This window comes from Nostoc sp. 106C, from assembly GCF_002154725.1.
In the GTDB taxonomy this organism is placed as follows: Bacteria; Cyanobacteriota; Cyanobacteriia; order Cyanobacteriales; family Nostocaceae; genus Aulosira.
In genome coordinates this window covers 114,149-137,807 of the sequence record NZ_MTAW01000062.1, presented here as the reverse complement: position 1 = coordinate 137,807, position 23,659 = coordinate 114,149, and the positions used below count along the sequence as shown (strand labels likewise).

Annotated in this window: 24 protein-coding genes; 11 read left to right on the top strand and 13 right to left on the bottom strand. The window is 40.1% G+C overall.

Going from position 1 to position 23,659, the window contains the following annotated elements:
- Positions 1 to 80: 80 nt before the first annotated feature.
- From BV375_RS06125 to fdxB, 9 genes are all read right to left on the bottom strand, one after another.
- Entirely contained in the window at positions 81 to 476 is a 396-nt protein-coding gene (locus tag BV375_RS06125) for a hypothetical protein (RefSeq protein WP_086758354.1), read from the bottom strand.
- Between the two features lie 473 nt (positions 477 to 949).
- Complete coding sequence (locus tag BV375_RS06120) at positions 950 to 1,459, bottom strand: ArsC/Spx/MgsR family protein (protein WP_086758352.1); 510 nt, start codon at positions 1,457 to 1,459, stop codon at positions 950 to 952.
- A gap of 234 nt (positions 1,460 to 1,693) precedes the next feature.
- Positions 1,694 to 2,305 (bottom strand): cupin domain-containing protein, encoded by a 612-nt coding sequence (locus BV375_RS06115; protein ID WP_086758351.1) that lies wholly within the window; start codon positions 2,303 to 2,305, stop codon positions 1,694 to 1,696.
- Between the two features lie 5 nt (positions 2,306 to 2,310).
- Positions 2,311 to 2,472, bottom strand: coding sequence for a hypothetical protein (locus BV375_RS36625; protein WP_166507389.1), 162 nt, complete (start codon positions 2,470 to 2,472; stop codon positions 2,311 to 2,313).
- A gap of 181 nt (positions 2,473 to 2,653) precedes the next feature.
- Entirely contained in the window at positions 2,654 to 3,139 is a 486-nt protein-coding gene (locus tag BV375_RS06110) for a hypothetical protein (protein ID WP_086758368.1), read from the bottom strand.
- A 207-nt stretch (positions 3,140 to 3,346) separates the two neighbouring features.
- Positions 3,347 to 3,946, bottom strand: coding sequence for a heme-copper oxidase subunit III (locus BV375_RS06105; RefSeq protein ID WP_086758366.1), 600 nt, complete (start codon positions 3,944 to 3,946; stop codon positions 3,347 to 3,349).
- A gap of 326 nt (positions 3,947 to 4,272) precedes the next feature.
- Positions 4,273 to 5,964 (bottom strand): cytochrome c oxidase subunit I, encoded by a 1,692-nt coding sequence (ctaD, locus tag BV375_RS06100; protein ID WP_086758349.1) that lies wholly within the window; start codon positions 5,962 to 5,964, stop codon positions 4,273 to 4,275.
- Between the two features lie 154 nt (positions 5,965 to 6,118).
- Positions 6,119 to 7,096: a cytochrome c oxidase subunit II gene (locus tag BV375_RS06095; protein WP_086758347.1), complete on the bottom strand. Its 978-nt coding sequence runs from the start codon at positions 7,094 to 7,096 to the stop codon at positions 6,119 to 6,121.
- Positions 7,097 to 7,807: 711 nt separating this feature from the next.
- A complete protein-coding gene (fdxB, locus tag BV375_RS06090; protein WP_086758345.1) occupies positions 7,808 to 8,101 on the bottom strand; it encodes a ferredoxin III, nif-specific in 294 nt (97 codons plus the stop codon).
- An 884-nt stretch (positions 8,102 to 8,985) separates the two neighbouring features.
- Between fdxB and BV375_RS36620 the strand changes: the two genes are divergently transcribed.
- The 6 genes from BV375_RS36620 to BV375_RS06060 all read left to right on the top strand — a co-directional run bounded on the left by BV375_RS36620 (position 8,986) and on the right by BV375_RS06060 (position 16,416).
- A complete protein-coding gene (locus BV375_RS36620) occupies positions 8,986 to 9,141 on the top strand; it encodes a hypothetical protein (RefSeq protein ID WP_166507388.1) in 156 nt (51 codons plus the stop codon).
- 75 nt (positions 9,142 to 9,216) lie between these two features.
- A complete protein-coding gene (locus BV375_RS06080) occupies positions 9,217 to 10,809 on the top strand; it encodes a helix-turn-helix domain-containing protein (RefSeq protein WP_086758341.1) in 1,593 nt (530 codons plus the stop codon).
- A gap of 520 nt (positions 10,810 to 11,329) precedes the next feature.
- Positions 11,330 to 13,360: a hypothetical protein gene (locus BV375_RS06075; RefSeq protein WP_086758339.1), complete on the top strand. Its 2,031-nt coding sequence runs from the start codon at positions 11,330 to 11,332 to the stop codon at positions 13,358 to 13,360.
- A gap of 24 nt (positions 13,361 to 13,384) precedes the next feature.
- Positions 13,385 to 15,403, top strand: coding sequence for an FtsK/SpoIIIE domain-containing protein (locus BV375_RS06070; protein ID WP_086758337.1), 2,019 nt, complete (start codon positions 13,385 to 13,387; stop codon positions 15,401 to 15,403).
- Between the two features lie 49 nt (positions 15,404 to 15,452).
- A complete protein-coding gene (locus BV375_RS06065; protein ID WP_086758335.1) occupies positions 15,453 to 15,671 on the top strand; it encodes a hypothetical protein in 219 nt (72 codons plus the stop codon).
- Between the two features lie 4 nt (positions 15,672 to 15,675).
- On the top strand, positions 15,676 to 16,416 hold the full coding sequence (locus BV375_RS06060; protein ID WP_086758333.1) for a hypothetical protein: 741 nt from the start codon (positions 15,676 to 15,678) through the stop codon (positions 16,414 to 16,416).
- A 288-nt stretch (positions 16,417 to 16,704) separates the two neighbouring features.
- Here BV375_RS06060 and BV375_RS06055 read toward each other — a convergent pair whose 3' ends face one another.
- Positions 16,705 to 17,016 carry a DUF433 domain-containing protein gene (locus tag BV375_RS06055; protein ID WP_086758331.1) on the bottom strand — a complete coding sequence of 104 codons (312 nt, stop codon included), beginning with the start codon at positions 17,014 to 17,016 and terminating at the stop codon, positions 16,705 to 16,707.
- 376 nt (positions 17,017 to 17,392) lie between these two features.
- On the opposite strand from BV375_RS06055, the gene BV375_RS06050 reads away from it, so the two are divergent.
- The 3 genes from BV375_RS06050 (at position 17,393) to BV375_RS37490 (ending at position 18,325) form a co-directional block, all read left to right on the top strand.
- Complete coding sequence (locus tag BV375_RS06050) at positions 17,393 to 17,752, top strand: hypothetical protein (protein ID WP_086758329.1); 360 nt, start codon at positions 17,393 to 17,395, stop codon at positions 17,750 to 17,752.
- A 277-nt stretch (positions 17,753 to 18,029) separates the two neighbouring features.
- The gene (locus BV375_RS38040) at positions 18,030 to 18,185 is read left to right on the top strand and encodes a hypothetical protein (protein WP_243713858.1); all 156 of its coding nucleotides are present in this window, start codon (positions 18,030 to 18,032) and stop codon (positions 18,183 to 18,185) included.
- Positions 18,173 to 18,325 carry a hypothetical protein gene (locus BV375_RS37490; RefSeq protein WP_208099063.1) on the top strand — a complete coding sequence of 51 codons (153 nt, stop codon included), beginning with the start codon at positions 18,173 to 18,175 and terminating at the stop codon, positions 18,323 to 18,325. The genes BV375_RS38040 and BV375_RS37490 overlap by 13 nt, the downstream gene beginning before the upstream one ends.
- Here the strand turns inward: BV375_RS37490 and BV375_RS06040 are convergent.
- Both BV375_RS06040 and dnaK read right to left on the bottom strand, forming a co-directional pair.
- Positions 18,316 to 18,969, bottom strand: coding sequence for an acetoacetate decarboxylase family protein (locus tag BV375_RS06040; protein WP_086758327.1), 654 nt, complete (start codon positions 18,967 to 18,969; stop codon positions 18,316 to 18,318). The genes BV375_RS37490 and BV375_RS06040 overlap by 10 nt on opposite strands.
- Positions 18,970 to 19,205: 236 nt before the next feature.
- Entirely contained in the window at positions 19,206 to 21,116 is a 1,911-nt protein-coding gene (dnaK, locus tag BV375_RS06035) for a molecular chaperone DnaK (RefSeq protein ID WP_086758325.1), read from the bottom strand.
- A 432-nt stretch (positions 21,117 to 21,548) separates the two neighbouring features.
- Between dnaK and BV375_RS06030 the strand changes: the two genes are divergently transcribed.
- Complete coding sequence (locus tag BV375_RS06030) at positions 21,549 to 22,541, top strand: ADP-ribosylglycohydrolase family protein (RefSeq protein WP_086758323.1); 993 nt, start codon at positions 21,549 to 21,551, stop codon at positions 22,539 to 22,541.
- Positions 22,542 to 22,553: 12 nt separating this feature from the next.
- Here BV375_RS06030 and BV375_RS06025 read toward each other — a convergent pair whose 3' ends face one another.
- On the bottom strand, positions 22,554 to 22,901 hold the full coding sequence (locus tag BV375_RS06025) for a hypothetical protein (RefSeq protein WP_086758321.1): 348 nt from the start codon (positions 22,899 to 22,901) through the stop codon (positions 22,554 to 22,556).
- A 142-nt stretch (positions 22,902 to 23,043) separates the two neighbouring features.
- On the opposite strand from BV375_RS06025, the gene BV375_RS06020 reads away from it, so the two are divergent.
- A complete protein-coding gene (locus BV375_RS06020) occupies positions 23,044 to 23,610 on the top strand; it encodes a hypothetical protein (RefSeq protein ID WP_086758364.1) in 567 nt (188 codons plus the stop codon).
- Positions 23,611 to 23,659: the final 49 nt, after the last annotated feature.

The following is a 23,659-nucleotide window of genomic DNA, read 5'->3' as shown; positions in this document are numbered from 1 at the left end:
TGTTTCAAATTACCCTCTCTACTGCCTGATTTTTAATTCCCTACCCTTGAAAGCCGCATGGCGCTGGCTCCCCTACATTTCTAGACAGGTTTAACATTCTCATCTGATGCTTTTTCTGCAACAGATTTTAAGCGGGTGGCTCTAATTTTGCGGACGCGATCGCTATTCCGAACACCACCCGCCATTTCATATTCGCGGCTGTCTTTGCCGTACTTAATAGCAACCACCATCAGCATTTTTTCACAAAGCTGACTCAAGTTTTTTTCCATTTCTTCAATTTCATCTTTAGAAGAATCAACTACAGATAAAGCAGTGTTATAAACACCAATTTTGTTACGTAACTGCTCAATTGACCCCATCAGTTTTCCCAAATTATAATCCTCATCAAATTTGATTTCTGGAACAATCGATTTCAGCCCAAAGAATCTTAACTGAGCTTTTTCCAAAACGCGAGATGTTTTCTTTTGGCGAGCCATAAGTTTATTATTTGAAGATGCTTCCAGAGCTAGCTTGCCCTAATTAAATGTTTTTTTGGTTCAGTGTAATTTACAATTTTTTTATTAAAAGTTTCAGGTAATACCAGTAATTTCTCGGTATTTAATCGCAATAAACAATTAATACTCTTGGATTTCGTTTCTCAAATCGCAACCGCCACGAGGAAGACCGCTGCCGTCATGAGGGAGACCGCTACTGTCACGAAGAAGACCGCTTTCGTCATGAGGAAGACCGCTACTGTCATGAGGGAGACCGCTGCCGTCACGAGGAAGACCGCTACTGTTTGTTTAGGAGTGGGTAGATACTTGCTCTTTTCTGGTTATGGGACAATAAATACAGTTCAGTTAGGCTGAGATGCAATATTTCGTAAGGGCACGGCATCCACAATCTTTTGGTGTATACAGTAATTTTATCGGTGCCGTGCCCCTACAGTATTTTTGTATAGCGGCTATTTCTAATGCTTACAGCTACCTTGTTGATGGTGCTGTTCATGACCGTGACCGTTACAGCCGCCTTCATGATGGTGGTGTTCATGATTTCCACCATGCGCGCAGCCTTGTAAATCTTTGCTCATCAGCTTTTCAGCCATTTCGCGGAAGGATTCATCTACAGGCTGTAAACCAATCCAAGCGTCAATTTTTTCGACTTCAAATCCTACCTCGCGGCGATCGCCTACTTGAATTAACGGACGGCGAATTAATAACGGATCTTGCAGCATTAATGATAAAGCGGTGTCTGCATCAAGCTTTTCCGGAACCACTTCACCAGATTTTACCCTTGGCGAACTTTGATTAAACCATTCGGCTACGGGGCGATCGCCAAAAAATGAACGCAATCGTTCAGCAGTCCAAGGTTCTGCGAGTAAGCTCTGTGCTACTACTTCATGACCTGCGGCTGTGAGTAAAACTTTTTGTCTTGTACCACCTTTACAGCCTGGTTTTTCATAAAAAATTACTCTAGCCATATCGCCATCTCCTAGTTATATCTGTTATAAGGTCAAGGATTTTAAACGCAGAGTTTTTTGAGGTTAATTTGTGACGAATTTGTGAATTCATCTATTAAGCCTAAGAGGTTGTTTTAAAAGAGGTTGGTTGTGACTTTAGGCACTTATTGATCCCCCCTAACCCCCCTTAAAAAAGGGGAACTTAGGGGGATCTAAAAGTATTTACTACATCACTAAGGACTTTTCAAACATCCTCTAAAACTTTTTAGCGATATGAGTCACTGGGTTAAACTCAAATCTTTCTTTTGGATCGGTTTCCCCATAGATGTTAAAAGTCACAGTTGGTTCATCACCTACTGCTTGCACACAATGAATTGCATCAGGAGTAAAACTAATAATATCTCCTGGTAATAGATTAACTTCTGCCGTTGCTTCAATTTTATGTTCAGCATCGGAGCTAGGATTTCGCCGCCAAATAGTATTCTTTTCTTGACCTTTTAAAACGGCAACAATTCCCCAGGTTCCATGATTATGAATTGTCGATAATGTTCCTGGTGCAAATGCTACTGTTTGCACTGTCAAGGGAAAACCTAACTCATCATACATGAGTGAAACAGAGGTTCCCGTTTTAGCATTAGGTTCTAAATATTGACTATTTACCCAGTAAGAATTGACAATTAAACGCCTAACCAGCATTCTCAGTTCTGGTAGGCAGCTGGATTCATCATCAACATCATTGAGAACATCTTCCACTTCAGTCAAAAAGCGATAAAGACGATAATTATCACGCAATAAATCCCATGCTCTCGCAGATTTACACAGTTGTAACTTGCCGTCGCCAGTTACAAGCAAATCCCTACCTTGCATAAATTTTAAACCATAAAGCGAAAAGACTTTAGCGGGAGAATTGGGGATGGAGGATTAATAGGGGTAATAATCGGTACAGGCTGAATAGGCAGGATAGGTGCAGGAACCAAACTAGGAGGATGAATGGCAGATAGGGAAAAGAAATTATTCGATGAAAAAAGACTCATGATTGTTGACCAAATAATTATTAATTACTAATTCGTAATTAAAGAGGTATGAACAAGCACTAATTTTGCAATTTAGTGGTGTTTCTTGAGCGTCAAATAACAGTTGAGAGTCACGGGAATATATATTTAGCAACGTTTCCGGCTCTTTCTACATTACCGTGCAAAACTGAATTACGAATTATTAATCCTCTTCTTCAGGTGGACGAGTGAGGATATCCAGCAGAATTCCCGCGCCAAAATCATTATTCTCGTCTACTTCTTTTACTCTGCTACTGATTTTTTTAGCCTGTTCGATATCTCCTAGCTTGGCTAATACTAATCCAGAAGCAGCATAAGCATTCAAATATAACCTGATTTGCGAGTCTTCTTTCCGACTGAATAAAATTGGTTTGAGTTGCTCCCAATCATCAGGAAATTTTTCTGCTAATTTAATTTTATCTAATAATTGGTTTGTTGTTTGCAAAGCCAATAAATAATTATTTTTGTAATAAAAATACCTATATGCTGCTACTAAAACCTCTGTATGCTCGCCTGTTTTAGCTACAGCTTGTTGCATATATTTCTCGGATTCTGATGTGTTTTCCCAGGTCTGTGCAGCCAACATCAAGAGCTTTTTGATATCCTCTGGAACTTGAAACCATGAGAATTTGTTTGTATCAACTTGCATAATAATATCCTTGGGGAATAGGGCATTGGGAATTGGTGATTCTCCCTTCCCTTGTATCACCAGACCGTGTTTTCAAACTACTCGTTTAGCCTCCTAACTTTTTAGATCCCCCTAAATCCCCCTTAAAAAGGGGGACTTCTATTCAATTTCCCCACTTAAAAAGGGGAGTTGGGGGGATCAAAGACTTTGAAAACACGCCCTAATCCTTTAAAACAAAGTGAGAACGTATACCAAAGTGAAGAGAACAATCCAAATAATGTCTACGAAGTGCCAGTAAATTTCTGCCATTTCAATGAAAGTATGATTGGTTGCAGAATATTCACTGGGAAGACGCGATCGCCACAATACACGTAATATCAATAACAGTCCCACAAAAACGTGCAAACCGTGGAACCCAGTCAAGATATAAAAGCAGTTGGCAAAGACGTTGGTAGTCAGACCGTATCCTAAATTTGCGTACTCATAAACCTGACCACCCAAGAAAATTGCACCCATGATTGCAGTAATTGCATACCACAGTTGCATTCCCTTGACGTTATTGTTTTTAATCGCCTTATCACCAAAGTGAATAACGAAACTGCTGGATACCAGGATAATGGTGTTAATCGTCGGTACAAGTAATTCTACTTCACTTCCTTCTGGAGGCCAAACTGCTGTAGTGCCTCGGAAAAACAAGAAAGTGGCAAAAAATCCCCCAAACATCAGAGATTCAGAAGCTAGGAACGTCAACAGTCCCCAAACTCTTAAATCTGGATGTTCTTCGTGTCCTGCACTGTGAGCTTCGCTCGTCGTTGTAGCTATAGTCATAGATTTTTTGACAATATTATCCACTGTGTCTGTTGTGGAAGCTTGAATAAAGAATGAAGTCTGAAGCGGCAAAATTTTCATTCTTTATCCAAAATCCTGATTTACAGCTATTTTCAGGTAAATAGACCACATTTGCGGTAGGGGCACAGCACTGCTGTGCCCTTACAGTGTGGTTCAAATAAGTGAAAACTGCTATAACTCAACTTTTCACTTGTTCAGGAATTCGCAAAATCCCAAGTTTCAAGTTCTGATTTTGGAGTTTCGAGTTCTCAAATCACTAGAAAATGCAGTCACTTTAACAGCGATCGCACTACCCACTCTACTAACTAAGCACTAGCTTCCGGTGTTGCAGATGGCTGTACTTCAGAACTGCGATCGTGTCCGTAGTCATAAGGGCCATGAGTGACAACCGGCAATACTTCCCAGTTTTCGATCGCTGGTGGTGAAGTGGTTGTCCATTCTAAGGTCAAAGCTTCCCAAGGGTTATCACCTGCCAAAGGCCCTTTCATCCAACTTTGAATAATGTTGATGGTAAAGGGAACAACGGAAAGTCCCAAGATAATTGAACCAATGGTGCAAATCTGATTAAGATCGATAAACTGCGGATCGTACATTGCCACTCTGCGGGGCATTCCTTGCAAACCCAACTCGTGCATGGGTAGGAAGGTGAGGTTAGTACCCACTAAAGTGAGAGCAAAGTGAATCCGTCCCCAAGTTTCACTGAGCATTCGTCCGGTCATTTTGGGGAACCAGTGATAAATACCGGCGTAAATACCAAATACAGAACCGCCAAATAGAACATAGTGGAAGTGTGCCACTACATAATATGTGTCGTGAACGTGGACATCAAAGGGGGCTGTTCCCATTGTCACGCCGCTTAAACCGCCCATCACAAACATGGACAACAAGCCAATCGCAAATAGCATGGCAGTGGTAAAGCGAATCTTACCACCCCACAAGGTCGCCACCCAACCAAAAATCTTCACGCCTGTAGGAACGGCAACGATTAAGGTGGAAATAGTGAAAAACATCCGCATCCAACCGGGTGTACCGCTGGTGAACATGTGGTGTACCCAAACGAACAACCCAACAACGCAGATTGCCAAACTAGAATAAGCGATCGCTTTATATCCGAAAATTGGCTTACGGCTGTGAACGGGGATGACTTCGGACATAATGCCGAAGATAGGCAGAATCATTAAATATACTGCTGGGTGAGAATAGAACCAGAACAAATGTTGGTAAAGTACAACGTTACCGCCTGCATCTGGTTTAAAGAAGGAAGTACCAAAGTTGAGGTCAAACAATAACAGCACTAAACCAGCTGCTAACACAGGTGTAGATAAAAGTGCTAGCACGGAAGTTGCGAGAATTGCCCAGCAGAATAAAGGTAGTTGATCCCATTTCATACTGGGAACCTTCATCATCAAGATGGTGACGACAAAGTTCAACGAACCCAAAATTGAGGAAGTTCCCACCAACACGATCGCCAAAATCCACATACTTTGCGCGATGGGTGCTGTGACTAAGCTTAAAGGTGGGTAAGCTGTCCAACCAGATTGGGAACCGCCAAAGATAAAACTACCTAGCAGTAACAAACCTGCTGGTGGGTTTAACCAAAAGGCGATCGCATTCAGTTTGGGGAAAGCCATATCTCTAGCACCCACCATCAGCGGTACTAGATAGTTGCCAAATCCCCCAATCGCACTAGGAACGATCCACAGGAAGATCATGATCGTCCCGTGATTGGTCATGAAAGCGTTGTAGAGATTGGGGTCAAGTAAATCTGCTTCCGGTGTTGCTAATTCAACACGGATAGCCATCGCCATCAATCCACCGATGAGATAGAACACAAATGCTGTCACTAGGTATTGAATACCAATTACCTTGTGGTCAACATTAAATGTGAAGTAGTCCTGCCATTTCCACGCTGTTGGGTGTGAGGTGTGAGTCACCACCAAAGATTGAGATTTATTTTTGTCTGGTGGCGTATTCCGGGGAAATTCTACTTTTGTCATATTTTTGTCCTTTGTCCTTTGTCATTTGTCATTTGTGGTTTGTCATTTGTGGTTTGGCATTTGTCATTTGTTCTTTGTCAGTTGTCCTTTGTCATTTGTCTCAAACTAGAAACTCATGACCAATGACCAATGACTAATGACTAATGACCAATGACTAATGACTCTTGACCAATGACTCTAGAGTTGCGGCACTCACTCCCATATCATGAGCTTGGGGAGCCAGAAACTCTGATGTTGATAAATTGGCTGGGTTAATTGCGATCGCTTGATGCAAATCTTGCTTTTGCGCAACTTGGTTTTCTGTTAGCCAGCTATCATAATCTTCTGGTGTGTGGACAATTACCTGCGATCGCATTGAGCCGTGATAACCACCGCAAAGTTCAGCGCAAACTACAGGATATGTACCTGGTTTGGTGGCGACGAATCGCAATTGGGTAGCGATACCAGGAATTGCGTCTTGCTTCAAACGGAAGTTCGGCACCCAAAACGAGTGAATTACGTCTTGTGCTGAAAGGTTGAGTTGCACATCAGCACCAATAGGAACGTGCAATTCCCCAGAGGTAATGCCACTATCGGGATAGTTAAATATCCAGGCGTACTGCATTCCTTTAACATCAACAGTCAAATCAGCTGCTTTGTCTTGGTTTGTAGAAGACGAACCAATACCAATTGTGGATGCAGTTTTTGATTCCGCAGGATTATCTAGGGTAGCGGCCATTGCACTTCCACTCACATGAGCCACATGAGCCGTACCATGAGGATGACCTGCTGGGTCTAATCCTCCCATTCTGTTAAAAACATCTACGCTGTAGATGCCTAGACAGAGGACAATCACTGATGGAATTGCCGTCCAGAAAATTTCTAAGGGAACGTTACCTTCAACGCGCACGCCATCGGTATTATCTCCCCGACGACGACGATACTTAACTAGAAAAATTAGAATTGTTCCTTCTACTACCAAAAATAGAGCGATCGCAATGGTAAACATGATGTTAAAAAATCCGTCCACCATAGGCGCTTGTAGCGATGCTTGCACTGGTAATAGACTGTGGTGTTGACCAATCCAAATGCTAATCGCTGTAACTAATACACCAGCAACTAAAGTCCAAAGTGAAACAGGAATTTGTTCCATACATACCACCTGCTCTGTAAAACGCCGTCAAAGGGAATTAATTGGGTATTGGGCATTGGGCATTGGGCATTAGGAATTTGTATTTTCTCCGCGTCCCCGCGTCCCATGTCCTCCTTGTCCTAATACCTAGTTCCTTCATCTACAAAGCAGCGTTTTTGTTTTCTCTCACTCTTTTTCTAACTTACCCCTATAAAAATTGGGGGAATTTTCCAGATCTTTTCACATCTCTTCCCCCAAAAAAATTTATACTTATATGTTGATTTCGATGTCAAATCATCCCGTAACTTTCACAAAAACCTAGTTCAGGAGGGCACTTTAGCCTTAATATTAATTAAGCCAATTAGTAGCAAGTATGAATTTGTTAATAGATAACACTTTAAGATTTACGCATTTGCTTACTACGAACTTTCTGCTAATTCGAGCAAACATCTAATTCAACAAAGCAAAAATAACTACACAGATGAAAAAGGTTACAAAGCTTACTTTCCAAACTTTATTTCCTTCTGCATTCTGCCACGCCACTTGCTACAACGGAGGGAACCTCCCTTCGGGTTCGCAGTTGCTTCAAGTCGGCGAAGCCGCCCAATGCACTGCTCACCGCAACGCAGTGGCTCCTCTGCCCTCTGCTTTTTAAACTTCCCCTCTAATTACCTTGCTTTTAAATTAGTCCCTCCTTGAACAGGCAACAATGTGGACTAATGCCAAACAATCTTAATTGTTTAATGCGACGTGGGTGTAGCAATTCTTAGGACAAATCCGCGCACAAGCTTCGCAACCAATACAGTTTTCGGTATTAGCAACTACCATTACTTTGCGTTCAATTTCTTCATCATCTTCGTCTTCAACAAATTCACCTTCTTCGTTGAGGGCTTTCAGATCCAGCACATTATACCCGCATACTTTCATGCATCTGCCACAGCCGATACATTTATCTTTATCAATTCCTTGAGCAAATTTGGGTGTCCAAGTTTTACCCCCGAAGGTCAATCCTGTTAGTTGTGCCATGATAAATCCTCGGCAATTCTGCCTAAAAATATGTTGGTGCTTTGATCGTTATCCTAACCTAATCTTAATAGTTTGTTTCTGCTATTAAAGCAGCATTTATCTATAATCAAAATTTTCTGACTTTTCACCAAATTTTACTTGGTTTTTATTGGCTCTGTTAATTGAAAGCTTTTGCCAATAATTATTATCAAACCTTGTTGAAGTTATGCCTGCTTAACATAGCTTGCCGCTTTCTCTGCAATAATCAGATATTCTCTATATTTGCAAAAACAACCGCAACTGCTAGCAGTAAAAATCAATTATATAAATATGGTTTGTGTATAAAAATATGGTTTTATACAATTGATGCTCTTGTCAAATTAATAGTTTTTTGCTTGCGGAGAAAGGCAGCGCCTCGGCTTCGCTCGGCGACCGAGTAGAAGGGAATAATTTGTTTTGCCTTTCACAAAAATGGTTTTGAGCCGCCTAAATTTATTCACAACAAAAAAGATGTATCTTGAAACGCACAACGTAAAAAATATTATGTCCTTAATAACCTAAATTTATTACAGGTATTCCTTCTGCCATCTGCCTCTTACCTCCTGCCTTTAACTCTTGATACAAATGCAGAAAAAGCAAATGTTATTTTTGCACATTACAGCGAATAAGAATGCAGAAGATGACTTATTGAAAAACTGTAATACTTATGGCAGAATATAAACTAATGTAAAATATTAAAAGTATTAATAAATAAGTTGAATACTATTAACCATAAGGGTTGATGTTCGCTAAAAACACTTTGGCTAAGGTTTTAAGGTCTAAAAAAACTATTTATTGAATCTCTAAAAATAAATTTCTAAAGAAACATCTCCAGGCTCATTATGAACAAACTTATCAACATGATTATGAAATGTATAGTTAATGAAGAAGTAATTATGAGGCTCAGGTGGAAAGCCTTAAGTAGCTTCCAAGTGGATGTAATGTCCGAGTATGAATATGAGCAATTACCTAAACAAGAAAAATTTTTCTTGTTAGAAAAATCAATTGGTAGCAAGTCGTGAATCTCATGAACAAAGAGGACACATCCGGGGGAGACTTGAGCCAAACATCTCAACGAGTATAGTTGGAAGTGCATTATGCCGTATACAATTCCTAACAACAGTTGCGTTGGATGTGACAATTGCCGTCCCCAATGTCCGACGGGTGCAATTAAAATCGAAAATAATGAATATTGGATCGATCCTTGTCTTTGTAACAATTGCGAAGGTTATTATCCCGAACCGCAATGTGTTACCGCCTGTCCCACAAATTCACCAATCCCGTGGCAAGCGAAAAAAGGGAGATGTAAAGTAGAACCGAGAGATGCTACTAGCCCAGATTTGTTTTCTAATGGGAAAAATAACGCATTTGCTTCAGCGATTGTCATTTGGGAAGCTTGCAACGTACTTGCACAGCGTACATCCCTACATTGGGAAATCGATGAAGCTGGGTATTTATCCTATAGCCGACAAGTTAATCAGGGTAGAGGTGCGATCGCATTTCACATCCAAGATCCATTTAACCTCAGCACTCGCACAACAGATATCGAAGCAATTGAAGCGCTAGATATTAGAGCCGCTTGCATCCATCTAATTTTGGCAGCTCATGCAACTGCCTTAGAACAACCTTGGGAGCAAGAATTTTCCATTGATGAACGCCAACTAGAAAAATATTTAGGGTTAGAAAAACGCAAAGACCTGAGCAAAAATGCCAAACTAACTTTAATGAAAAACATCGTGCAACAAGCTTGCTCTTTGATAATTTCCATTGATTGGCCGCAACAAGGTCGAGTTAAAGGATTTTCAGTAGCCGGAACCCGCTTGTGGCACTTAGTAGACATCGAGCATTACTTTCAAGAAGACGACCTCGGATGCAAATATTTAGTGGGGTTAACTTTTAAAATTAGAGCCGGAATTTGGGCGCAGCATTTCTTAAATAAACAAGCCTGCAAAGAGCGCGCCGCATTCTATCAATATGGCATTCTTCCAAAAACACTGTTAACTACTATTATGAGTATTTGGCAGCAACATGAAGGCGCAGCCAGACTCATGCTGTGGTTGCTGTTTAAAACTAAAATGGGCAGAGAGCAACGCATTACAGTTCCCACCTTATTGCGTGTTGCTTACGGTGAAGAAAAAGTCACCTTAGCCTCTAGACAAAGAGAAGAACGCAAACGTCTATTGCGGACATTTGAAAGCGATCTAGAAATGCTGAATCATTATGGAATTAAACCTATATTTGACCCAATTACCTACCCTATAGAAATTCAACCATTGTGGGCAAAGTTAATCGATTTGCCAGAAGATCCAGAAGCAGCCTTAGAATTTTGGACAAATGACGGCGGCGGCGAAACTCGGCTAACAGACACAGGCCCCCGTGGTAAGTGGAATCTGCTGATGAATGCGCGGATATTATCCTTTGAATTGCCAATAGAATGGGAGTACCAAAACTCAGACTCAGACAAAAAGCCACGGCGTACCGTTAATCGCAATCGCAGAAAACCCAAAACCACAGGCGATTTGCTAGGCGAACAGATTTTACAAGCGCGAAAAAATCTCAATCTTTCTCAGAGAGAATTGGCAAAGTTGACAGGTAAAAGCCAAAGCTGGATACGCGATATCGAAAATGGGCGTTTAAAAGCCAAGTTAGAAGACCAAGCACTATTGCGGAAAGTACTGAATATGGCTTAATTGATTAGTGCAATCTTGCAGTTGAATAACAAAATATCGCCATATTATTCAATTGCATCGCCCTGCACAAATCAAACTTGCCGTTGCGATCGCTATAATTTTTAGGCTGTATTGGTTTAGCGATCGCACTTTTCTAACTTAGCAAATATACCTGGTGATTAAAAATCGCGGCTATACAAAAAAAGTCAACCTGTGCGGATTTTAGAAATTCGCTCCAATGACATAAATAATCGGGATTTGCGCACGAGCTACAACTTTAAGTCATTACGAGCGAAGCGAAGTAATCGCAAAGGCTTACTTTTTTGTCATAAGTGCGTAAACCATCATAATTTTACGTGGTTTAGAAGATTTATATTACCTAATTAGCGTAATTTTACGCAGGCAAATATAAAGTATTCAATAGACAATATTATTGTGAATCAAGCTTATACACACTCAGACATTCTATAGCTTGCGTTTTTAAGCCTTATCTATAATTTGCAAAATATAAAAGGCACAAATTTATTTAAATATTTTATACATGAGTGAGTCTTCAGGAATTCAACCAGGAGAATATAACAGTAGCAGAATTAACTTCTTCCCTCCTGTTAGACTGGGCAGTGATTTTTTCTACCACCTTGCTAGATGTCGTGACGACGGAGAAAAGATCCAACTATTTATAGAAACAGCCGAAAAACCAGATGTACCTATAAGAGCAATTGAAGAGTTGTTGAACTACCAAGATCAATTTATCTTGGCTATGGCACTTCAAAGCTTTGGATATATTACTAACCCACAAATTAAAGCGCAACTTGCAAATCTAGATTATATAGAAGGACTTGATGACACCCTTGAAGAAATTTATTCACTACCCAACCCATCAGATTATAAGAAGCATAGCGTTAGGATATTTGAAAAATTGTGCCAAGAGGCAAATTCAGGGAGTGATTTAACTCGTTTGTCAGCGGCTTGGGCAATTCAGGAAATAGATTATTCTGATATGAAGACTACGAAGTTTCTTCCTATACCAGCCAATGTTATTCAAGAGCAAATTATTAGTCATATTCAAAACAGAATTATTAGTAAAGATATTGCTCTTCTCAATGAGAGGTTAATCTTCAACAACCCTACCACATATAAACAATATATTGATTTTTGGGTTTATGCACCTAAGATACCCTATTTACTTCAACTTTTACAGACAATTCCTTCCTCTTACTTAAATGTAGTTGAGAGTATTCTAGCTAGACTCGGTTTAGTTGGTATTGAGTTTGTCCATCAAACTGCTACTACACTACAGAAATTTGTGATAGAAGCTAGTTTGCGTATAGCTGATTCTCTCATTAGAAATAAAAAGTATCAAGATGCTGCTAGTAAAAAAAGATTATCAGATATTTTAATCTCTTATTTAGATAGTAATGATATAGAACTGCGACGACTTGCAGTTATAACAATTAATGAAGTTTGTTCATGGTTAAATGCTACTATTCTGGCTAAAGCAGCAGTCATATTGAAAGACTGGAACAAAGTAGAAGAATTAGGTGAATTCTCAGTTGAATTTTTGATACAGGCTATTCGAGGTTCACTTCGACTTGTTAATGGACAAACTAATTTACAAGAACAAGTTCAAGCAGTTCAGTGTATTAATACAATTTATGCAATAAGTGTTAATCAAAAAATCAGATCTCTTTCAGAATTTTTACAACATGATGAGCAAGCAGTTAGAGAAGCAACCGTCTCATGTCTGAAGCAGCACAAAAATCAATTAGATATCGATTCCAAAAATATTTTTACATCCTTAGATTTTAGATTGGAGTTAAAAGAGACTTTATATGCGTTAAAGTTAAATTCAATTTCTTTGTTAGAGGTTTGTGAAAGAATTAATATTCTTGATGCAAAAATTAAACTACAAAGGCAAGATCAAGAAGTTATTCAAAGAATGTTTGAGAATGCTATATCTAGTTGTAAAGCTGAATCCATTGAAGTTAAAGCTTTTTTTTCATCTAATTTAGAAATATATTCTAGAGCTATAGAAGACCAAATTCAAAAACTAGATACTCAAAGACAATCTCTAGCTGAATTAAAAGAATCTCTGCTCCAAGAACACGCTGTAAAAAAACTTTTAAAAAAAATATGTCCTATATTGGGAGTACTTGTATTAGGAATATGTATGTATTTTTTGCTATCAGGATGTCAACTGGTTTTTAATACCTTTATTGCGTATTTTTTAATAGGATGTTTTGGAAGTATTGCCATAGTTGTATTTCCTAATGGTTTTGTTTCTGCAAGTACTGTTTTTTTGCGTTGGCTAGGTGGTTTACTAACAGGTTTAACAGGTTGGTACTTAATTGTCTTGTTTGACTCTTTTATATTGGGTGTACATGATATATATGGAGAAAAATTAATAACTCTAACAAATAATCTGTCTAACTCTGTTTACTCTCTGGCTTATTACGCTCTATATAAAGAAAAATTAATTCAGCAATATGATGGCTCTTGGATGGGACTAATAATAGGAACTATTGTTGTACTGATGATATACTTTTATTTTCCAAAACCTAATTCAAAATAATTTCACTAAGGTATATGATAAACCATGTTACAAAAATTATATTTGCGTTTACAAGTAATAGAAATAATTGACAATTATGTCATAAGTTTAAATAAAACATATGTCAATAATACTTATCAAGAAAATATAGCTAGTCAAAAATATTTATTGCTACATTTAATTAGTTTAAGCAATATTAATGATTTCCATATATCCATTCGTTATTTTCATGATCCTAGAGAATCTAGCGATCAACAGCTAAAGCTTTATTTGATTATTAATTTATCAGCAGATGAACCTGATGATATCAAACTTGCTAGAGATGAGATAGCTAGTTTTTTGGAAATTGGTAGTTTAAGTAAATTTTATAAATTCAATGTATTGCAAAAGGATTTATATGAACTTAATGATATAGGATGGGTTAACCATATTGGAGAAATTATTAAACCTGAGGTTTTTAATTTACAAGGATATTATCTACCTTATTTATTTGAAGCTGAACAAGATAACAGTATGTTAACTGTCTGTGATGTACTACACAGATTAAACGAAAAATTTATATTAGAAATTACAATTCAATCTTGTTACGCTTCAGAAGATAGAACTACTTGGGTTAATGCTCTAGGTCAAATAGTAGCTCAACTGCAACTGCTTATCAATAATAAAAAAGATGATAGTCTTCAGAATGCATTAGATATTTATAAACAATATCAAACTAACTATGTCAACAAAAATTTATTGAAGTACAGCATCAAAGGGCTGGCAGAAACGCGCAGCAATATTCGTACAGTTTTGATGACATTACTACAAAGCGCAACTAAAACAAATAGTTATGGTGAGCATAATTATATTGAAATTATCAGTCGAGATAGGGACGAACAGAAGTTTTTAGAAAATTTAAGAGCATCTGAAAAAATAGAAATTTCTACTGCTTTTGAGCGTAAAGGCTGGGAAGGTGACTTTGGAGAAAAATATATTAGAGAACCTATTAAGCCTAAACTTAATAATGAACTAGGCGATGGTTCTACAAATATTTACTCTAGCTTTAATCCCACTAACTTTAGTCAAACAGCTTTGCCATCATCAGGAGGAGCAATTATCCCATCTGGAAATTCAGCTCTAGCACAAATAAAAGACCTCAAACCACTACATCGTCTTGGAACAATCGAAGAAATTAGTGGATTCTTCCGCCTTGTTATTCCTGGTGATACTCTAGTTCCAGGTATGGAGAAAAATCGCTTGCGTATGAGTAATGCTGAGGATATTTTCAAAAATTATCGACACCTGATTACAAAAGACGAATATATAGTTGGTTTAGATGATGAGGGTAATCCTGTAACATCTAGCTGGAGTGAAATTCCCCATCGCTTAGTTGCTGGTGTACCTGGCTCTGGAAAAAGTAATTTTCTTAAATGGGTCATCTTCCAATTTTTGTACGTTAATCCAAAACGTAAGATATACATCGCTGATTTTGCGGGAGTTGACTTTCTATATTTGCGTAATATGAGAGCTAATGTTGAAATAGAGACAACCATAGAAAATTGTCCAAATTTTATAGAGAAAATTCATAGTGAAGAATATAAAAATCGTTTGGATCTTATGCAGCAATATCAAGTACAAAATCTTCAAGAATTGCAAAATGAAAGCTTTGAAATTGACCGCACACTTTGGATTATTGATGAAGCTGCTGATATAGCAACTATACCAACTTCATCACATAGACTGCGGGATAGCATAGAAAAGAAACTGCAAGAATATGCACGTAAAGGACGTAAATTTGGAATTCATATAATATACTGTACCCAAAGGCCCACTACCGAAGTTATAACCAAACAGGTAACAGATCAATGTGAAGAGAAAATTATTTTTCGGGTATCACCAGATGCAAGCTACCGGATATTAGAAAATACAATGGCAGGTGATATACCAAAAGATACTAAAGGTAGAGCTTATTTAGATGGTTCTGCTGGTAAAAAGTTTGTAAATACACCTTTAATCAAAATGCCTAGTGGCTCGAAAGTCAAGATAGAAGATACTCTTTGGAGCGAAATTCACAACAAGTAAAGAATGCTTTAAATTAAGCATCGATCAAAAAATAAATGGAGCTAAAAACATGACACTTTCATCTGATATCGAAGAATTTCGCACATTAGTGAGTAAAGTGGTTGAACAACTTGATGACATTAATTCTATATCTAAAACTATTCCTGGCACAGAAGTTGATGAGTTAAGTAGAAAATTCGCAGGCTTGATGGATAACTTAGAAGATGTAGATGAACAACTTCGCTCCGTTACAGATCTACTTGAAGAAATTCGCTCACGTTGGGGCTAAAAATATGACGTTAAATGATGATATAGCTCAATTTCAAAGGAATACAGCTAAATCATTAGAGACATTAGAAGAAGTCTGCTCACTAGCAAACAGACTTCTTGATTGCTCAGTAGATGACTTCGCATTATATTTAAGCAAATTACAGGATTTGTGCGATCAGGCTCTTACCGAAGTTCGATATACTGCTGAAGGTCTTGTAGAGACTAATCAAAAATGGGGTTCAACACCACTACAGCATTATTTAGGTAAGCAGATGAATACTGGTGATGCCAGTATTACAACAGTTGAAGTTGAACATACTATATCCCCATCTGTAACCAGCTCGCATTTGGAAAATGATATTACATCGCAGGAAGTTGCTGATTTATTACTTTATATTGAGCAGGCTAAAGAAATTCTAGATAATGCTATAGATATTTCAGGAAAATGTCTTAATCAAGTTGCAAAGACAGGCATAAATTTACAAGCAATGCTAATGATAGCAACATCACTTACAGGTGTAGCCTTAGCAAAAACGGGTAACTTATTTGAAGATGTGGTTGATGGAATTTCTTCATCAGTAGAAATAAATAATCGGTTAATTGCTCAGACTGGTATGCCAGTCTCAGAAAATTCATGGTTTACAATCATTAAACAAATATCAGATAGAACTGAAGAATATTTTGGAATAGATGGTGAACTAGCTACTGCTTATGAGATGCAGAAGGATGAGGAAGAAAAGCAAAAGAATAGACGATTAAAGTAGTTTATAATTCACAATTGTTGCCGAATACTAAAAACACTGAGCGCATTCCAAATTCCTGCATTCCCCTCTGCGTCTCTGCGCGAGCAAAAAATCATCTTTATAACAAATCGACTATCTACAAATAACTCCAACTGCGATCGCATCCACTGGCAAAATTAGTACAACTTAAAAAGTACCAATATGCCTGAAATGCCTACTGAAATTCCGGTAAGCGTAATCATTCCTATATTTACCGCGATCGGCGATCGCCAATAGGGAAAGTTCCAAGAATTGGAAGCAGATTTTGTATTACACCACGGCCTGCATCCGAACAACAAAGGGCGATCGCGGCGACTGGGCTTTTGCTTGTTCTGCTTGTTCCCATTCCGTGCAAATCTCAGCATCAATCTCTTCTTGATTGTCAAAATAATAAGCCATCGCCACATGAGCCTCAGCAAGTCTCAAATCCGGATGCTGACGGCACATTTCTTCAACTGACCAGCCATAAGCCAAGTAATCCATAACGATTTGAGCAACACGCACACGGGGTAGACGCTGCAAATGTGCAGGCTCATCTGGACTAGTTTTTTCGATATGAGGGTAAATTGCTGTACTGGTCATAGCATTCAGCCAACCGTGAGAAGTCAATTATAGCTGGTATACACGCTATAATAGCCGCTGGCTACGCTGGTTTGCTGTGGGAATCACGCTCATAATTTGTTTAAAAATATCAGCCTATCAAAAATAGCGATCGCCACCAGCCCATACTCCTGCATTCCTCTTCGCGCCTCTGCGCGACGCCACTTGCTTCAAGTCGGCAAAGCCGCCCAACGCAGTGGCTCCTCTACGTGAGACAAAAATTATTTATGCCACAAATCGATGATCTAAAACTAACTCTAACTGCGATCGCACTGACTAAGCTTTTACTTCTTCCGCCTGCTCTGATTCCCTGCGAATCTCACGGTAGAATCAGAAAGACACTTTAAGTGTTTCAAACATGGTGATAAATCTAAATCTACCGCCATCCCAGCCAGCTACCAACCTGAAAGTTACACTTTTAGTAGAAACTCTCCAAAATGGTCAGTTTGCTGCATCTATATTTGAGCTTCCCAACTTTCGAGTTGAAGCAAAAACGCGGGAAGAAGCGATCGCTAAACTCCAAGCCACCTTTTTAGAACGACTCAGCCACATTGAAGCTATTTCCTGGAATGTGCCACTTTCTACTTCACCACCTACGTGGATGCAATTTGCTGGTGTCTTTCAAGATGATCCAGATTTTCAGGAAATCATGGATGAAATTCGAGCAGAGCGAACCTCAGATGATGACACTGAAGTTGACTCCTTATACTACTTGTAGAGGTTGCTTGGGTGTCTCGATATATTCTCGATACTGACCATGTTTAACTAATTCTTTGCAATCATCCCCAAGTTATTGCAAACGCTTCTCTACATCAAATTGCTGTTACTATAATTACGGTTCAAGAACTTTTTAACGGCTGGATTGGTAAAATTAACGAGCCGTCGTCTGTGCATAATCTCCCCGCACCTACTCAAAACTTTCGACAACCGTCAAATATCTGCAAACAGTTGAGATCCTAGATTTCACACCTGAAGCTGATGGCTGTCTTAAACAGTTGTTGAAAGAGAATCCTCCCCTGCGAAAAAATCGCTTGCAAAAAGATATGCGAATAGCTGCGATCGCATTATCTCTTAATGCCACAGTCGTTACCCGTAATCAACGAGATTTTGGTCTAGTACCCAGATTAGCGATCGCGGATTGGACGCTGTAACCAATGGAATTTTATCGGATATTGCAGTGCGATCGCCACCAGCCCACACTCCTGAATTCCTCTCTGCGCCTTTGCGTGAGAAAAAATTATCACCGCAACAAATCGATTATCCAAAAATAACGCTCAAATCCTACCGATAACTACCCACTTCAACTTTCCTCTGTCCCACCACTTCCGGCGCACCAACTTGTAAATTCAAATCCTCATAACGCGTAGTTAAAAACGGCTGACCGAAATCTATGCGAGAAAAAGGACTTTCCGCAGGAACTTCTAACTGCGAACTAATCAGACCCAAGCGAGATTCAAATTGTGCTGGAAATATCAGTAAATCAGCACCCATAGCGCTAAAACTAGACGCGCCTAATTTTTGCCGCCACGCTATACCTTGTTGTCCATAATTGAGAGTACACAACTTCCGGTTTCCCTGGCGAACAGTAACACGCTGTCCTTGTTCCCAGTCGAAATCAGCTAGTTCTTTTGGTAATCCCCAAATTTCTCGACCACCAGCCATTGAATCAACATGGTCTACATAAATGTGAGAAACCCAACCACCAAATTTCCCTTGAGAACCTACAACAGCAGGGACAACAATTAACTCGCTATACTCTAGTTCTGAGCCTGGACCGTAATAGGATAAATACACACTGGCAGTGGTTTTACCTGGCCAGACAGAGATAATATCTAACTCTAAAGGAACTAAAGGACGCACTCGGTCAATACTCACTAAATGCAGAGTTTGGATAGCGTAGCCTTGCAGTTTCCAAGGTGCTTGTGGATAAGACATAGCAACAATTCAAAATTCAAAATTTATTCCTTAATTAATTGTTAGCAACTAATCAAATAAAAAAATCCACCCACGGAAGGGTCGGGTTTTGAGCTAAACAACGGAGAGCTAAGGGTTTAGCATTGCTAAACCCCTACAAATAACAGGCGAAGCGCAAAAAAAATCCCCACCCAGGCTAATGCTTGGATGGGTAAAAGGGGATAAGGATGCTTACGCATCCCCAACCACTATAAAGATTACTTGCTTTCAGTGAAGTCAGCATCAATTACATCATCACCACTACCAGAAGAAGGAGGAGTTGGACCACCGCCATCTTGAGGACCAGGCGCACCAGGCGCAGCACCACCAGCTTGTTGATAGATGTTACTACCAACGGCGAATAGTGCTTGTTGCAATTCTGGTGTGAGCTTCTTAATTTGCTCATCATCTTCCTTAGCTACTGCATCGCGCAGTTCTTTCACCAAACCTTCAACTTTGGTTTTGTCAGCTTCAGGAACTTTATCACCTAATTCTTGCAACTGCTTCTCAGCTTGGTATGCCAAGGAATCTGCTTGGTTCTTACGTTCAATCTTCTCACGACGTTCCTTGTCAGAAGAAGCGTTTTGTTCGGCTTCTCGCACCATCCGGTCAACATCTGATTTATCCAAAGTGGAAGCACCAGTAATGCTGATGGATTGTTCCTTACCAGTACCTTTATCCTTAGCAGTAACGTTAAGGATACCGTTAGCGTCGATGTCAAAGATCACTTCGATTTGAGGTACACCGCGTGGTGCTGAGGGAATACCATCAAGGCGGAAGGTTCCCAAGCTCTTGTTATCGTTAGCAAATTCCCGTTCACCTTGGAGAACGTGAATTTCTACATTGCTTTGGCCATCCACGGCTGTGGAGAATACTTCCGATTTCTTGGTGGGAATTGTGGTGTTGCGAGGAATAATCTTGGTCATCACACCACCCAAGGTTTCTACACCGAGAGATAGTGGTGTTACGTCTAACAACAAGATACCAGTGACATCACCAGCTAATACACCGGCTTGAATAGCTGCACCAACAGCTACCACTTCATCAGGGTTCACAGTTTGGTTAGGATCTTTACCTAATAACCGCTTCACCAACTGTTGCACTGCGGGAATCCGGGTAGAACCACCCACTAGCACGACTTCATCGATATTGTCTTTGGTTAACTTGGCATCTCTGAGAGCATTTTCTACAGGGATGCGACAACGGTCGATTAAGTCAGAACAGAGTTCTTCAAACTGAGCGCGGGTTAAAGTGGTATCCAGGTGCTTAGGCCCATCCTGGGTAGCAGTGATAAATGGCAGGTTAATTTCTGCTTGGGTAACGCTAGAAAGCTCAATCTTGGCTTTTTCTGCGGCTTCAGTTAAACGTTGTAAGGCTTGTCTATCTTTGCGTAGATCAATACCTTCGGCTTTACGGAACTGTTCAGCTAAGAAATCAACAATCTTCTTATCAAAGTCGTCACCACCAAGGTGGGTATCACCAGAGGTAGCTAGTACTTCAAATACGCCATCGCCTACTTCCAATACAGATACGTCGAAGGTACCACCACCAAGGTCAAATACCAGAATAGTTTCGTTGCTCTTCTTATCAAAGCCATAAGCTAGAGAAGCGGCGGTAGGCTCGTTGATAATCCGCAGTACTTCAATACCAGCGATTTTACCAGCGTCTTTTGTAGCTTGGCGCTGGGAGTCGTTAAAGTAAGCGGGAACGGTGATTACAGCTTGAGTAACAGTTTCACCAAGATATTTACTAGCGTCTTCAACTAGTTTGCGGAGAACTTTCGCAGAAATTTCTTCAGGAGCAAATTGTTTTCCAGCCCCAGGAGAGTCTAGCTTGACGTTACCGCTAGTGCTCAACACTTTATAGGAAACTTCTGTAGCTTCGTTTGTTACTTCGTCGTAGCGACGACCAATAAAGCGCTTAACAGAGTAGAACGTGTTTTCTGGGTTCATCACCGCTTGACGCTTAGCGATTTGCCCTACTAAAGTATCGCCGTTTTTAGCAAATGCCACTACCGATGGTGTGGTCCGAAAACCCTCTGCATTAGCAATAACCGTGGGTTTACCACCTTCCATGACTGCTACGCAGGAGTTCGTTGTACCTAAGTCAATTCCAACTACCTTTGCCATTTTAAGTGCTGGCTCCGTATAACTACAAATGAATGGGATTATTAAGGACTAAATTTTTGAACTAACTGTGCTGAAAGCAGCCAGTTCAGCATGAATACCGTTGGTTTGGTTTTTTGAGGGTTAAGACCCCATAGTATGCTGATATATATACTGAGCTTATATAGCCAGTCCATTAAGGGGGGTTTCCCGAACCTTGTTTGGGACGGTTAAATTTGAGGATGTATCTAGTTGGCTCATGGATTAACTTTGATTGCACTCTGTACTAATGTATGAGAATTAATACTTTCAGGAATTGGGGTGAACCGTAACATCAAAGTCGTGTTTGCCGTCTTTATAATCAACTGGAGTGCTTACAGAGAAAAGAGCGATCGCTTTTTTCCATTAATTTAAAAATATTTATCTATTACTGCTGTCCAGCAGGGACAAACTTTTATGCGTCGTGCTTCTGGATGTTTATTTGGGCTGGCCTTTGGTGATGCTTTGGGTGCTGTGACAGAATTTTTAACAGTTGAGGAAATCTGCCGTCGCTTTCCCCCCAATGGGCCGCAAGAACCAATAGGTAATCTAGCACTCGTGACTGACGATACGCAGATGACCTTATCTGTGGCACAGGCATTAATTGAAGCTTCATCAGCAAACTTGACTGTAGCGAGTTTGGAAGCAGCCCTAAGACGTGCTTTTATTGAGTGGTTGAACAGTCCAGATAATAATCGTGCCCCAGGTATGACTTGCTTGCGGGCTTGTGAAGCCTTGGAAACTGGTATACCTTGGCAGCAAGCAACTAGGGCAAACTCCAAAGGTTGTGGTGCCAATATGCGTGTTGCGCCTGTGGGTTTATTACCAATAGCAGCAACAACCCGTGCTGCGATCGCCCAATTTCAAGCAGCCCTTACTCATGGTCATCCTACAGCCTTGGCTGCTTCCGATTTGACCGCAGCTGCGATCGCTGATCTTGCCCAAGGAGGCGATACCCAAGGATTGCCTTCGAGACTCTACAACTATGCCCAGAGTCAGCGCTCGGTTTACCATATCGATTGGCTAGGTTCTCTTTGGCAGCGTCCCTACATTAATACACCAGAGGAATTCATTAGTCACGGGTGGGATGAATGTCTAGCCGTGCTTGATAGACTCAACACCGCATTAGTAAATCCCAACCGCGAAATTGACCCTTGTTTAGCAACAGGCGATGGTTGGATAGCAGAAGAAGCCTTGGCAACAGGTCTATTGTGCTTTTTACTGTTTCCCGAAGAACCATTAGCAGCACTGCGTCGAGCAGCAGTCACAGCAGGCGATTCTGATTCAATTGCTTGTTTGACTGGTGCGTTTGCTGGCGCTTATTTAGGGATGGCGGCTTGGCCAGAAGATTGGGTAGTTCGCATTGAATACCGCGACCAACTTGCAGAATTAGGCAAACTGTGGGATTAAATCCCATAGCTTCTAAGCAGAAGGACGGCAGGTCATGACTCCTTCTTTCTGTGTTTTGGCATTGGGATTACTGCCCATTGCCCGAACTGCGATCGTTGGTTCATAGCCAGGGTAACAACGCACCAAAACAGTATCTTGCGATCGGGTCACGTACAGAATATAAACTGGTTTGCCTCCTAGTACAGCAGGTACAAGACTAGGGGGAAGGGGGGCAGTGGCAACAAGTGTTGATTGGTTAACAAAGTCTATATCTAACTTTTCAGATAAAACAGGCTTTGCCTCAAAAAACTGCCAACATATCAGTACTAACGCTGTAATAATCACCAGTACAACAGAGAATTTAGGGGATAGTTTGAACATGGTTTATATTCCACCCTTGTGACTTGTGTAATTAAGATTGCACGCGATGCCTACGGACAACGCTGGAATATCCAACTAAATTTGCATAAAGCTGATTATGCAAACATATTGTATATTTGTAGGCTTTCGGAATTTTCCTGTAATGTTTAGCAAACAGTTCGCGATCGGTAAAATTGCTGTATTTATTAGCACTATAGCTACCCTCAGTTTAGGCTCTACTCAAGCTCAAGCTTCATGCGCCGCTCCTTTTACAGGTGGAGATTTTGAAGGGCAGACTAGGCAAAGGGTTAGCAGTCCTTGGGTTCCTGAAGGTAGAGTTGGTATCGATCGCGGATTGGGATACAGTAATGCGGGTAAAAACAATGCTTGGATGCGAAATGTTTCGGGATGGAACGGCATCCGTCAGCGCGTGAGACTTCAACCTAACACTCAGTATCAGTTAACAGCTTATGTCCGCACATCAGCGAATGTTACAGATGGTTATTTTGGGGTGCGAGATGCTCGACAAAAAGTGTTTTCCGAAATCAAATTTGGTAGCTTACCTCGCTACACACCTTTGACACTGGGATTCAGAACAGGTAGTGAAACTGAGTACAACATCTTCACAGGATTTTGGGCATTAGGTCAAGATAGTTGGGTTCAGGTAGATGACTATCGCCTTACAGGTGGTTCATGTGCAGATGTAGAATTGGTTCCGGCGAGTAACTAATGCTAAAAATCAACGTAAGTAAACACATCAATATGTGTAGAGATGTTGC